11 protein-coding genes and 1 pseudogene are annotated in these 13,227 nt (G+C 59.9%); 6 read left to right on the top strand and 6 right to left on the bottom strand.

The features are described 5' to 3' along the window. Nucleotides 1-219 precede the first annotated feature (219 nt). Nucleotides 220-1,431, top strand: a complete 1,212-nt coding sequence (locus ACA049_RS21705) for a pyridoxal phosphate-dependent aminotransferase (RefSeq protein WP_008030363.1) — start codon at nt 220-222, stop codon at nt 1,429-1,431. Nucleotides 1,432-1,747: 316 nt separating this feature from the next. Next, complete coding sequence (htpX, locus tag ACA049_RS21710) at nt 1,748-2,635, top strand: protease HtpX (RefSeq protein ID WP_109633611.1); 888 nt, start codon at nt 1,748-1,750, stop codon at nt 2,633-2,635. Between the two features lie 205 nt (nt 2,636-2,840). Here htpX and ACA049_RS21715 read toward each other — a convergent pair whose 3' ends face one another. After that, the gene (locus tag ACA049_RS21715) at nt 2,841-3,497 is read right to left on the bottom strand and encodes a thiopurine S-methyltransferase (protein WP_497336934.1); all 657 of its coding nucleotides are present in this window, start codon (nt 3,495-3,497) and stop codon (nt 2,841-2,843) included. Nucleotides 3,498-3,600: 103 nt separating this feature from the next. On the opposite strand from ACA049_RS21715, the pseudogene ACA049_RS21720 reads away from it, so the two are divergent. Continuing rightward, nucleotides 3,601-4,369: pseudogene (locus ACA049_RS21720) on the top strand (DODA-type extradiol aromatic ring-opening family dioxygenase). Between the two features lie 215 nt (nt 4,370-4,584). Here ACA049_RS21720 and ACA049_RS21725 read toward each other — a convergent pair. Next, a complete protein-coding gene (locus ACA049_RS21725; protein ID WP_497329740.1) occupies nt 4,585-6,258 on the bottom strand; it encodes a DEAD/DEAH box helicase in 1,674 nt (557 codons plus the stop codon). Between the two features lie 422 nt (nt 6,259-6,680). Between ACA049_RS21725 and ACA049_RS21730 the strand changes: the two genes are divergently transcribed. Continuing rightward, nucleotides 6,681-7,472, top strand: a complete 792-nt coding sequence (locus ACA049_RS21730; RefSeq protein ID WP_497329742.1) for a crotonase/enoyl-CoA hydratase family protein — start codon at nt 6,681-6,683, stop codon at nt 7,470-7,472. A 137-nt stretch (nt 7,473-7,609) separates the two neighbouring features. Here ACA049_RS21730 and ACA049_RS21735 read toward each other — a convergent pair whose 3' ends face one another. Next, a complete protein-coding gene (locus tag ACA049_RS21735) occupies nt 7,610-8,365 on the bottom strand; it encodes a spermidine synthase (protein WP_497329744.1) in 756 nt (251 codons plus the stop codon). A 149-nt stretch (nt 8,366-8,514) separates the two neighbouring features. Between ACA049_RS21735 and ACA049_RS21740 the strand changes: the two genes are divergently transcribed. Beyond that, nucleotides 8,515-9,861 (top strand): class II 3-deoxy-7-phosphoheptulonate synthase, encoded by a 1,347-nt coding sequence (locus ACA049_RS21740; protein WP_109633622.1) that lies wholly within the window; start codon nt 8,515-8,517, stop codon nt 9,859-9,861. An 88-nt stretch (nt 9,862-9,949) separates the two neighbouring features. Here ACA049_RS21740 and ACA049_RS21745 read toward each other — a convergent pair whose 3' ends face one another. After that, nucleotides 9,950-11,179 carry a winged helix-turn-helix domain-containing protein gene (locus ACA049_RS21745; RefSeq protein ID WP_497329746.1) on the bottom strand — a complete coding sequence of 410 codons (1,230 nt, stop codon included), beginning with the start codon at nt 11,177-11,179 and terminating at the stop codon, nt 9,950-9,952. 64 nt (nt 11,180-11,243) lie between these two features. Next, complete coding sequence (locus tag ACA049_RS21750; RefSeq protein WP_497329748.1) at nt 11,244-11,459, bottom strand: DUF1127 domain-containing protein; 216 nt, start codon at nt 11,457-11,459, stop codon at nt 11,244-11,246. Between the two features lie 96 nt (nt 11,460-11,555). Here ACA049_RS21750 and ACA049_RS21755 point away from each other — a divergent pair, with 96 nt between their 5' ends. Continuing rightward, on the top strand, nt 11,556-12,410 hold the full coding sequence (locus ACA049_RS21755; RefSeq protein ID WP_497329750.1) for a LysR substrate-binding domain-containing protein: 855 nt from the start codon (nt 11,556-11,558) through the stop codon (nt 12,408-12,410). Here the strand turns inward: ACA049_RS21755 and ACA049_RS21760 are convergent. Continuing rightward, the gene (locus tag ACA049_RS21760) at nt 12,400-13,149 is read right to left on the bottom strand and encodes a sulfite exporter TauE/SafE family protein (protein ID WP_497329752.1); all 750 of its coding nucleotides are present in this window, start codon (nt 13,147-13,149) and stop codon (nt 12,400-12,402) included. The two genes, ACA049_RS21755 and ACA049_RS21760, sit on opposite strands and share 11 nt — an antisense overlap. Nucleotides 13,150-13,227 lie beyond the last annotated feature (78 nt).

The raw sequence follows: 13,227 nt of genomic DNA on the forward strand, positions 1-13,227 counted from the left end.
CCTCAGCAGCTGAAAAAGCCCGATCTGAACCTTTTCCACGGATCGGGCGGCACGTATGATTGCGCCTCGTCAAACGCCAGTCTGGCAGCCAGACCACGCGCATTCAAACGGATTTATGAGTGCTGCCTCTCAAGGCGTCAGGCCTGTGTGAATACGCAGGATTCCCAGTGCGGTCGTTCATACGCCGCCTGGATCGTTCATTTTCGGGAACACATCGCCATGCAGGTCAGCAAATCGAACAAGCTCGCCAACGTCTGCTACGACATTCGCGGCCCAGTGCTCAAGCACGCCAAACGCCTGGAAGAGGAAGGCCATCGCATCCTCAAGCTGAACATCGGCAACCCGGCGCCCTTTGGTTTCGAAGCGCCGGACGAAATCCTCCAGGACGTGATCCGCAACCTGCCGACCGCTCAAGGCTATAGCGACTCCAAAGGCCTGTTCAGCGCGCGCAAGGCCGTCATGCAGTACTACCAGCAAAAGCAGGTGGAAGGCGTCGGCATTGAAGACATCTACCTAGGCAACGGCGTTTCCGAGCTGATCGTGATGTCGATGCAGGCCCTGCTCAACAATGGCGACGAAGTGCTGGTGCCGGCCCCGGACTATCCGCTGTGGACCGCCGCCGTGAGCCTGTCCGGCGGCAACCCGGTGCATTACCTGTGCGACGAGCAAGCCAACTGGTGGCCGGACCTGGCCGACATCAAGGCCAAGATCACCCCGAACACCAAGGCGCTGGTGATCATCAACCCGAACAACCCGACCGGCGCCGTGTACTCGAAAGAAGTGCTGCTGGGCATGCTCGAACTGGCTCGCCAGCACAACCTGGTGGTGTTCTCCGACGAGATCTACGACAAGATCCTCTACGACGATGCCGTGCACATCTGCACCGCGTCCCTGGCACCAGACCTGCTGTGCCTGACCTTCAACGGTCTGTCCAAGTCCTATCGCGTTGCCGGTTTCCGTTCCGGCTGGATCGCCATTTCCGGCCCGAAACACCACGCCCAGAGCTACATCGAAGGCATCGACATGCTGGCCAACATGCGCCTGTGCGCCAACGTGCCGAGCCAGCACGCGATCCAGACCGCACTCGGCGGTTATCAGAGCATCAATGACCTGGTGCTGCCGCAAGGTCGCTTGCTGGAACAGCGCAATCGCACCTGGGAACTGCTCAACGACATTCCCGGCGTGAGCTGCGTCAAGCCGATGGGGGCGTTGTATGCGTTCCCGCGGATCGACCCGAAAGTCTGCCCGATCCACAACGACGAGAAGTTCGTACTCGACCTGCTGCTCTCGGAGAAGCTGCTGGTGGTGCAAGGCACGGCCTTCAACTGGCCGTGGCCGGATCACTTCCGTGTCGTGACGTTGCCACGGGTCGACGACCTGGACATGGCCATCGGCCGTATCGGCAACTTCCTCAAATCCTACCGCCAGTAAACTGAACTTCACCGTGCGACGCGCGTATCTGTCGCACGGTGATTAATTCAGCAACACATCTTTGCACCCCGTCAGACTTCGCTGCCTGCATCGCTGACTCATGCTTCGTTTCGTGGCCGCGTCTAACAAAGACGGGGCCTGTGACGCGAATCGGCTGTCAAACGCGTCCGGCGTCCCCGTCGGAAATGCCCTGCAAGCAGCTAGACTGTTGCCGTAGGACACAGTTTGAAATAGTCACTCGGTTGAATAGCCCGGTGCAGCACCTTATATACCCCGCAGTACGCTACATCTTTAGCATGAGGAGATTTCTACAACCATGATGCGCATCCTGCTGTTTTTGGCCACTAACCTGGCGGTCGTGCTGATTGCCAGCATCACCCTGAGCCTTTTCGGCTTCAACGGGTTCATGGCGGCCAACGGGGTTGATCTCAACCTCAATCAGCTGCTGATTTTCTGTGCGGTCTTTGGTTTCGCCGGTTCCCTGTTCTCGCTGTTCATCTCCAAATGGATGGCGAAGATGAGCACCAGCACCCAAATCATCAGCCAGCCGCGCACACGCCACGAGCAATGGCTGTTGCAAACCGTTGAGCAACTGTCCCGCGAAGCCGGGATCAAGATGCCCGAAGTCGGGATTTTCCCGGCCTACGAGGCCAACGCGTTCGCCACGGGCTGGAACAAGAACGACGCGCTGGTCGCGGTTAGCCAGGGTCTGCTCGAGCGTTTTTCGCCGGATGAAGTGAAGGCTGTCCTGGCCCACGAAATCGGCCACGTGGCCAATGGCGACATGGTCACCCTGGCGTTGATCCAGGGCGTGGTGAACACCTTCGTGATGTTCTTCGCACGGATCATCGGCAACTTTGTCGACAAGGTGATCTTCAAGAACGAAGAAGGCCAGGGCATCGCCTACTACGTGGCGACCATCGTCGCCGAACTGGTCCTGGGTATCCTGGCCAGCTCCATCGTCATGTGGTTCTCGCGCAAACGTGAGTTCCGCGCAGACGAAGCCGGTGCACGCCTGGCAGGCACCAGTGCAATGATTGGCGCCTTGCAACGCCTTCGTGCAGAACAGGGTCTGCCGGTGCACATGCCGGATACGCTGAATGCCTTTGGCATCAACGGTGGCATCAAACAAGGGTTCGCTCGCATGTTCATGAGCCACCCGCCGCTGGAAGAGCGTATTGACGCGTTGCGTCGTCGGGGCTGATAGCTCTCGCACTACGCATTAAAAGAAAAGGCCCGCAGTGAATGCGGGCCTTTTTTTTAGCTTCTAGTTGGCGTGGTGTTCATCAGGGACTCTTCGCGGGCAAGCCTCGCTCCTACGGGTCTTGTGTCACTCGCCAATTATGTGAACGACACAATATCTGTAGGAGCTAGGCTTGCCCGCGAAGAGCCAGCAAACTCAACACACCTTAATGACTGGAAACCCGATACACCCGCTCTTCAAGCCGCGTGACACCGTTCTCGACAAACTTCCAGCTCTCGCCCAGCACGTCCTGGTCTTCCAGTATCTTCAGTGCCCAGGTCGCCCCGAACAGCCGTTGTACTTCGTCATCCAGCACGGCAAACGGCGGGCCATCCATTTGCGCCTGGTCGTAATCCAGGGTAATCAAAATTCCCAGCGAATCCTTCGGCACAATCCGCTTCAGGTGCTCGGCGTATTGCTCGCGCATGGTTGGCGGCAGGGCGATCAAGGCAGCGCGGTCGTACAGCGCGCTGCAATCGGCGACATCGCCGGCGGTCAATGCGAAGAAATCACCACACCAGATCTCGATCGAACCCGCACGATAGACCGTGAAGGGCCCTTGGTCGCTGACATCCGGGTCAAATTGGTGTTCGTGAAAGAAATCTTCCACGGCCTTTTCCGACAGCTCGATGCCCAACACCTCGTGACCACATTTCGCCAGCCACAGCAGGTCCAGGCTTTTCCCACATAACGGCACCAGTACGCGCGCGCCCTCCTCCAGGCCCAGCTGCGGCCAGTACCGTTGCAGATATGGATTCACTTCCGGCAGGTGAAAGCCGATCTGATTCGACGTCCACCGCTTGTGCCAAAACTCCGGCTGCATAATTAATCCCGAAAATTCGATCAAAAGACCCTAAAACTTATATTAGATTTAGATCAATGATCTGACTGAAGATGCTGCCATCTTACCCCTCAGGAGCTCATTCATGTTCCCCAGCCTGTACATATCCCATGGCTCGCCCATGTTGGCACTGGAACCGGGTGCCAGCGGGCCCGCCCTCGCGCGGCTCGCTGCAGAATTGCCGAAACCGAAAGCCATTGTGATTGTGTCTGCACATTGGGAAAGCAATGAGCTGCTGGTCAGCGGCAACCCCCAGCCTGACACGTGGCATGACTTCGGTGGCTTTCCAAAGGCCTTGTTCGAGGTGCAATACCCGGCGCCCGGCGATCCGCAACTGGCTGGCGAGGTGGTCGAGTTGCTGCAGGCCGACAACCTGCCTGCGCGCATCGATACCAAGCGGCCGTTCGATCACGGGGTGTGGGTGCCGTTGTCATTGATGTACCCGCAGGCTGACATCCCGGTGGTGCAAGTCTCGCTACCCACCCGTGGCGGCCCTGCCCTGCAAACCCGGGTCGGCCATGCCCTCGCCAGCCTGCGCGAACACGGCGTGTTGCTGATCGGCTCTGGCAGCATCACCCACAACCTGCGCGAACTGGACTGGCACGCCGGCCCGGAAAGCGTCGAGCCGTGGGCCAAAACATTTCGCGACTGGATGATTGAAAAACTCGCGGCCAACGATGAAGCCGCGCTGCACGATTATCGTCAGCAGGCGCCGAACGCCGTGCGCAACCATCCCAGCGATGAGCATTTGCTGCCGTTGTACTTTGCTCGCGGGGCTGGGGGGGGAGTTCAGCGTTGCCCATCAGGGTTTTACAATGGGTGCGCTGGGGATGGACATTTACCGCTTCGGCTGACAGACAGACCGAGTCGTGCCCTTCGCGAGCAAGCCCGCTCCCACAGTAGATCTTCAGTGAACACACTATCTGTGATTGACAGAGATCCCCTGTGGGAGCGGGCTTGCTCGCGAAGGGCGCAACTCGGTCCCCGGGCCAGGCACAAACAGCAGACCAAAAAAATCCCCGAACCAGTCGGGGATTTTTTATGTTCGATCAATCAGCCCGAAAGCGGATCAATCTTCGCGATAGCGACGCAGCTTCAACTGCTTACCGGCAACGCGAGTGTCCTTCAGCTTGGTCAGCAGACGCTCCAGACCATCTTCCGGCAGCTCGACGAGGCTAAAGCTGTCACGGACCTGGATGCGACCGATTGCTTCGCGAGCCAGACCACCTTCGTTGAGGATAGCGCCCAGCAGGTTCTTGGCAGCGATACCATCACGGGCACCCAGCGCGGTACGGCAACGAGCACGACCTTCAGCCAATGGAACCGGAGCACGACGCTCACGATCACCACGGTCCGGACGATCACCGGTACGCTCTGGACGATCGCCACGCGGTGCGTTGTTCGGCACCAGTGGACGTTCTTTCTCGATCGCGGCCAGGGTCAACGCCTGAGCGTTGGTTGCCTTGCGCAGCAGAGCAGCGGCCAATGCACGCGGGGTGCAACCGATGTCGGCAGTCAGGCGATCCAGCAGTTCACCGTGAGTCGATTCGGCATCACCGACCAGTGGCGACAGGCTGTTGGTCAGTTTCTTGATGCGGGCATCGAGAACAGCCTGAGCATCCGGCAGGCGGACTTCAGCAACTTTCTGACCGGTTACACGCTCGATCACTTGCAGCATGCGGCGCTCACGCGGAGTCACCAACAGCAGTGCACGACCTTCGCGACCGGCACGGCCAGTACGGCCGATACGGTGAACGTAGGACTCTGGATCGTACGGCATGTCAACGTTGAACACGTGAGTGATGCGCGGAACGTCCAGGCCACGAGCAGCAACGTCGGTCGCCACAACGATGTCCAGACGGCCATCCTTGAGGGAGTCGATCACGCGCTCACGCTGGTTCTGAGCAATGTCACCGTTCAGCGCAGCGGCTTTGTAGCCTTTGGCTTCCAGGGCGCTGGCCAGGTCCAGGGTCGCTTGCTTGGTGCGCACGAACATGATCAGGGCGTCGAAGTCTTCGACTTCCAGCAGGCTCAATACAGCCGAGGTCTTCTGGTCAGCGTGAACCAACAGGTGAGCCTGTTCGATCGCGGTAACGGTCTGAGTCTTGGTCTGGATCTTCACGTGTTGCGGATCGCGCAGGTGGCGTTCGGCAATGGCACGGATCGACTGTGGCAGGGTGGCCGAGAACAGTACGGTCTGACGGGTCGCTGGCAGAGCCTTGAAGATAACTTCGAGGTCGTCCATGAAGCCCAGCTTGAGCATCTCGTCCGCTTCGTCGAGAACCAGGTGGTTCACGGTCGACAGGACTTTTTCGTCACGACGCAGGTGGTCGCACAGACGGCCCGGGGTGGCGACAACGATCTGCGCGCCATTACGGATTGCTTTCAGTTGTGGGCCCATCGGGGCGCCGCCGTAAACGGCCACAACGGTAACGCCTGGCATTTGCTTGGCGTAGGTTTCGAAAGCGGTTGCTACTTGCAGCGCCAACTCACGGGTTGGCGCCAGGATCAGGGCTTGCGGCTCGCGCTTGGCAGGATCGATGCAATGCAGGATAGGCAGGGCGAACGCGGCGGTTTTACCGGTACCGGTTTGCGCCTGGCCAATCATGTCGTGGCCGGCCATGATGATCGGGATCGATTGCTGCTGAATAGCCGAAGGCTCTTCGTAGCCAGTCGCGATGACGGCTGCAAGAATATTCGGATTAAGATTAAAAGCGGCGAAGCCGCCGGTTTCCTGGGTCATGGGTCTGCCTCTAAGTGCATCCGCAAAGACCCATGCTCCAAAGCTGCGCATGCCGTGTAAGACTCAAGAGTCGCCCTGGCTGCTTTGTCGGCGGGGATTTGCGAAAACGAATGAATGAAAAAGATTCGTCAAGGGAGAGTCCGCTGTGCGGACGTGCAGCCGAAGCTGACTTCGGGAAATTGCGCTACCTAAACGCGGCCCGGTTAAAGGCCGGCGCGCACTATACCGGAATTCGCCCAAAAAGGGAGCATTATTTGTCGGAAAACTGACGTATACACCGTTGTGTCACAGGCTTTGCGGATAATCGTGCAACGGTCTATTTTTCAAAGGCCCGGCCCTGCTGGCGATGGCGCTAAAACGGTTCACCGATGTGACGCAGACCCGCGGTCTGACACTTCCCTTCCCGCCCGAGGAAATGCTCCATGAATCAGCCCGGCTCCAGTCGTGTCACCCGTGAACAACGCGGTCATGTCCTGTTGATCGGCCTGGATCGGGTGGCCAAGCGCAATGCCTTTGACCTCGACCTGCTCAACGCGCTCAGCCTGGCCTATGGCGAGTTCGAGGCCGACAGCGAGGCGCGCGTGGCAGTGGTGTTCGGACACGGTGAGCATTTCACCGCCGGGCTCGACCTGATCAATGCCAGCGCCGCCCTGGCTGATGGCTGGCAGGCACCGCCCGGCGGTTGCGATCCGTGGGGCGTGTTTGCCGGGCCCCGGGTGAGCAAACCGGTGATTGTCGCCGCCCAAGGCTACTGCCTGACCATCGGCATCGAGCTGATGCTGGCCGCCGACATCAACCTTTGCGCCAGTAATACCCGATTTGCCCAGAAGGAAGTGCAGCGCGGGATCTTCCCCTTCGGTGGCGCCACGTTGCGCCTGCATCAAGTCGCCGGCTGGGGCAATGCGATGCGCTGGCTGCTGACCGGCGATGAATTCGATGCGCATGACGCGTTGCACCTGGGGTTGGTGCAGGAAGTCATGGCCAGCGAGGATCTGCTGCCGCGGGCGATTGAATTGGCAGAACGGATTGCCCGGCAGGCGCCGCTGGGGGTTCAGGCGACGTTGATGTCGGCCCGACAGGCGCGTTACGAAGGAGAAACGGCGGCGGCGCTGGGGTTGCCGCCGTTGGTGAAGAAGTTGCTGGCGAGTGAGGATGCCCGGGAAGGTGTGCGGTCGATGGTCGAGAAGCGACCGGGCGTGTTCAAAGGAGTTTGAGAGGTATGTCGTGAGCGATATCGCTTTCGCGGGCAAGCCACGCTCCTACAGGTTTTGTGCCGTTCGTCGGCAATGTGAACAACACAAAACCTTTAGGAGCGAGGCTTGCCCGCGAAGAGGCCCGCACAGACAACGACTTATGTTGCGGGGCGAATCGCCTTGATCAGCGACTGCAACGAATACCCCAGCCGCGGCGCCAGCCCTTCGGCCCGGGCGGTCAATCCGTCCATGTCCAGCTCCTGATCCAGCTCCGAAGGCACGATCAAAATCACGTTGCCCTCCTTCACCGGCAGCTCCCAGTAATGCCGGTGATAGAGCCCGCGCAACAACGCCGCGCCCAATGGCTTGCCGTCGTCGGTGGCCCACTGATTGATCACCAGCCAGCCGCCCGGATTCAAGCGTTTCTGACAGTTTTCCAGGAAGCTCCAGGCCAGATGCCCGACACCCGGACCGACATCGGTATAAAGGTCGACGAAAATCAGGTCTGCCGGTTCAGCGGTTTCGAGCAATTCCAGCGCATCGCCGACGCGAATGTACAGCCGCGGATCGTCATCCAGCCCCAGGTATTCGATGGCGAGACGCGGTACGTCGGGGCGCAGCTCGATGGCTTCGACATCTTCAAGCGGCAGAAACTCCAGGCACGCCTGGGTCAGCGTGCCGGCGCCGAGGCCGAGAAACAGCGCGCTTTCCGGCTGTTCGTGGCACAGCGCGCCAATCAGCATCGCCCGGGTGTAATCGTACTCGAGCCAGCTTGGGTCAGCCGTGAACACGCAGCTCTGTTCGATGGCATCACCGAACTCGAGAAAACGGTAATCGGCCACTTCCAGCACGCGAATCACGCCGAACTCATCCTGTACCTCGGCGAGCAGATGCTCGACGCGCTCCTCAGTCATTTCGTCTCCTGATCGTCGCCAGGCCCGGCAACGCGATAAACCGCAACATGAAGCGGCAAAGGCGCGATTGTCCGCGAAGCAAGCGGAACAGGTCACGCACTAATTTGCTGATAACATGAACGCCCGAGCGTAAAACAACCGAGACCGTGATGAGCCAACCCTGGAGCCCTGACAGCTGGCGCGCCCTGCCGATCCAGCAACAACCCCACTACCCCGACGCGGCGCATTTGCTGCAGGTCGAGCAAACACTGGCCAGCTATCCGCCGCTGGTGTTTGCCGGTGAGGCCCGGGAGTTGCGCCGTCAGTTTGCCCAGGTCACCCAGGGCCGTGCGTTTCTGTTGCAAGGCGGCGACTGCGCCGAAAGCTTTGCCGAGTTCTCCGCCGCAAAAATTCGCGACACCTTTAAAGTCCTGCTGCAAATGGCGATCGTCATGACCTTCGCCGCCGGTTGCCCGGTGGTCAAGGTCGGGCGCATGGCCGGCCAGTTCGCCAAGCCGCGCTCGGCCAACGACGAAACCATCGATGGTGTGACCCTGCCGGCCTACCGTGGCGACATCGTCAACGGCATCGGCTTCGACGAAAAAAGCCGCGTGCCGGACCCGGAGCGCTTGCTCCAGTCCTATCACCAGTCCACCGCCACCCTGAACCTGCTGCGTGCTTTCGCCCAGGGCGGTTTTGCCGACCTGCATCAGGTGCACAAGTGGAACCTGGATTTCATCGCCAACTCGGCACTGGCGGAAAAATACAGCCACCTGGCCGATCGCATCGATGAAACCCTGGCCTTCATGCGCGCCTGTGGCATGGACAGTTCGCCGCAACTGCGCGAGACCAGTTTCTTCACCGCCCACGAAGCCTTGCTGCTGAACTACGAAGAAGCCTTCGTGCGCCGCGACAGCCTGACCAACGATTACTACGATTGCTCGGCGCACATGCTGTGGATCGGTGATCGCACCCGTCAGCTCGACGGCGCTCACGTCGAATTCCTTCGGGGCGTGAACAACCCGATCGGGGTCAAGGTCGGCCCGAGCATGAACCCCGAAGACCTGATTCGCCTGATCGACGTGCTCAACCCGGACAACGATCCGGGCCGCTTGAACCTGATCGCACGCATGGGCGCGAACAAGGTCGGCGATCACTTGCCGGCGTTGATCCGCGCGGTGCAGCGTGAAGGCAAGCAAGTGCTCTGGAGCTCCGACCCGATGCACGGCAACACCATCAAGGCCAGCAGCGGCTACAAGACCCGCGACTTCGCGCAGATCCTCGGTGAAGTGAAGCAGTTCTTCCAGGTTCACGAAGCGGAAGGCAGTTACGCCGGCGGTATCCACATCGAGATGACCGGGCAGAACGTGACCGAGTGCATCGGCGGCGCGCGGCCGATTACTGAAGACGGGTTGTCGGATCGATACCACACCCATTGCGACCCGCGGATGAATGCGGATCAGTCGCTGGAGTTGGCGTTTTTGATTGCCGAGACCTTGAAACAAGTCCGCCGGTAAATCGCTTCGCGCCCTTCGCGGGCAAGCCTCGCTCCTACAGAATTGCGTTGTGTCTGTAGGAGCGAGGTTTGCCCGCGATGAGGCCAGCTCAATCACCGCCAATCTGCGCCAATGCCACCCGCAACCGCACCGCACTCGCCCGCGGGCAATTCAACTGGACCTGATCAAGCCCCAGCCAATCCGCCATCTGCCGCAGATTGAGCGCCAGCGCCAGCATCCCCGCCTCGTCCAGCCCCGGCTCTTCCTCATGCACGGCGTGCACCGCCAGCCGTCCCAGCGCTCGCTCGGCGCGCAAATCAACACGCGCGGCAATCCGTTCATTGTGCAAAAACGGCAAAACGTAATAGCCGTACACCCGTTTATCTTGCGGCGTGTAGATCTCCAATCGATAACGGAAATCGAACAATCGCTCGGTACGGCTGCGCTCCCAGATCAGCGAATCAAACGGCGACAACAGCGCACTGGACCCGACCTTGCGCGGCACTTTTGGCTCGGGCAAGCAATAGGCCGGTCGCCGCCAGCCCTGAACCTCGCAGGTCAGCAGTTCACCCGCCTCTACCAATTCCGCCAGACGCGGCCGGCTGTCTGCCGGGTTCAGACGAAAATAATCGCGCAGATCCTTTTCCGTGCCGACACCCAACGCCGTCGCGGCATGCAGCAATAGCCCACGCTGGGCCTCGGCCTCACTGAGCAATGGCTGTTGCAGGATGGCCGAAGGAATCACCCGTTCCGGCAGATCGTAAAGCCGCTCGAATCCACGGCGGCCGGCGACGGTCACTTCACCGGCGGCGAACAACCATTCCAGCGCATGTTTTTCAGCGCTCCAGTCCCACCATGGCCCGGCCCGCTCCTGACGGGTCGACAGGCTTCCGGCCCCCAGTGCACCGAGTTCCTGAACCGAGGCCAGCACCCGGCGAATCGTGTCCTGTTGCTCACGACCGAAACGCGCCAATTGCTGATAGATGTCTTCGCCGCGCGTCGCACGCTGCATGCGCCAACGCATCAAGGGGTACATCGACAGGGGCAGCAACGACGCTTCATGGCCCCAATACTCGAACAACGTGCGCCGACGGCCCTGACTCCAGGCGGCCTGATCGAGCAAATCGGATGAGTAGTTACCAAGACGGGAAAACAAGGGAAGGTAGTGCGAACGCACCAACGCATTGACCGAATCGATCTGCAGAATGCCCAGGCGTTCGATCAGCCGGTTGAGCTGAACCGGTTTGATCGCCGCTGGCGGTTGCCGCCCGTTGAACCCTTGGGCGGCCAGCGCCAGACGTCGAGCCTGTTTGAGGGTAAAGGACACTGTTGCGGGCATGAGCATCTCCTTGTCTGCTCGCAACCTACCTCACCGGGAAGGGAGTTGTGTAGCGATGGCCTCATCATTTATGCATCGGATCATCCCAGAACGGCCGAACCGATTCATGTTCCACATCTGCACGACTCACGCCGATGTCTTTCAGTGCTTCGTCGCTCAAGCTTGCCAGCAGTTCACGTTCACGGTGAAGTTCGTACCAGCGACTAAACTTGTGCAGCAGATCGGATACCGCGTGGATTGAGAATTTTTCTTCCGTTATATGTTCGTTATTACCTTTCATCTTGTTGCCCTCCTTTAGGGATGGCTCAAGTCTCGCCTCAGCGCTAAGATCAATCCAACGAATGTTTCTGATGGTAACCATCTCGGAGATTGATGGATGTCGGCGTACCCAAGTATCGATACTGACGTGCTGCGCACCTTTGTCGCCATCGCCGACCAAGGCGGTTTTACCCGCGCCGGTGAAATAGTCAACCGCACGCAGTCTGCGGTGAGCATGCAGATGAAGCGTCTGGAAGAAGACGTGTTGCAGCGCCAACTGTTCGAACGAGACGGACGACAGGTCAAACTGACCGCCGAAGGCCAGGTATTGCTGGGTTACGCGCGGCGCATCCTCAAACTCCACAGCGAAGTCTTCAATACCCTGCGCGAGCCGCACATGGTCGGCACCGTGCGCATCGGCACGCCTGACGACTACGTGATGCGTTTTCTGCCGGGGATCCTGTCGCGCTTCGCCAAGTTCTATCCGCTGATCCAGATCGAGGTTCACTGCGAATCATCAAAACAATTGTTGCAACGCCAGGACCTGGACTTGTCCATCGTCACCCGTGAGCCGGGCAGCGAGATCGGCCAGTTGCTGCGCAAGGAACGTTTCGTCTGGGCCGAAGCGCAATGCTTCAGCGCCCATGAGCAGACGCCGCTGCCCCTGGCGATGTTCAACAGTGATTGTTTCTGCAGGCTGTGGGCGTGCAATGCGCTGGACGCGATGGGCCGCGATTACCGCATTGCCTACAACAGTTCCAGCCTGTCGGCGTTGATGGCCGTGGTCAGTGCGGGCCTCGCGGTGACTGCGCAACTGGAAAGCCTGATCACACCGGACATGCGCATCCTCGGTGCTGCCGAGGACCTGCCGCTGCTGCCGGAAGCCAGCATCATGCTGGTGCGCAACCTGCACAACCCGTCACCGATCACCGAGTGCCTGGCCGAACACATCGTCGAAGGCTTCAAACTTTAAAAGCAAGCATCACCGCGCACAGTACCAGGAAGCCGCAGAACAACCCGCGCAATAGCCGCTCCGGCATGGCGTGGGCGATCTTCACGCCCCAGCTGATGCTCATCAAACCGCCGACGGCCAATGGCAAACCGATCATCCAGTCCACTTGATGATGCACCGCGTACGTCACCAGTGTGACGCCGGTGCTGGGCAGTGCCAGGGCCAGCGACAAGCCTTGGGCTACTACTTGGGTGGTGCCGAACACGCTGGTCAGCACCGGCGTCGCCACTACTGCCCCGCCCACTCCGAACAGCCCGCCCATGGTTCCGGATGCCGCGCCCAGCACACCCAGCCATGGCCAGGAATAACGCATCTGAGCAGAGGCCGGCGCGTTGGCGGTAAACATGCGCACCAGGTTGTAGGCCGTCAGGGCAATCAGGAACGCGACAAAGCCCACGCGCATGGTTTGCGCGTCGATGCCCACCGCCCAGATCGATCCGATCCAGGCGAAGCAAAACCCCATCGCCGCCAAGGGCAGCGCATGACGCATTTCGATGCGATTGCGTTGGTGGTACCGCCACAGCGCCAGCATTACGTTAGGCACGACCATGACCAACGCCGTGCCTTGGGCAATTTGCTGATCGAGACCGAACAGCACACCCAGCAACGGAATCGCGATCAAGCCACCGCCAATACCGAACAGCCCGCCGAGTGTTCCCAGGGCTGCGCCGAAGACCAGATACATCAAGAACTCAATCACAGGTGATTTTCCTTTTGTCAGGCTGATCATCCTACGCAGTCGACGCTGGCGGGGAAACGCACAGCAACGCACAATGGC

The sequence above is a fragment of the Pseudomonas sp. LBUM1662 genome, from assembly GCF_059695915.1.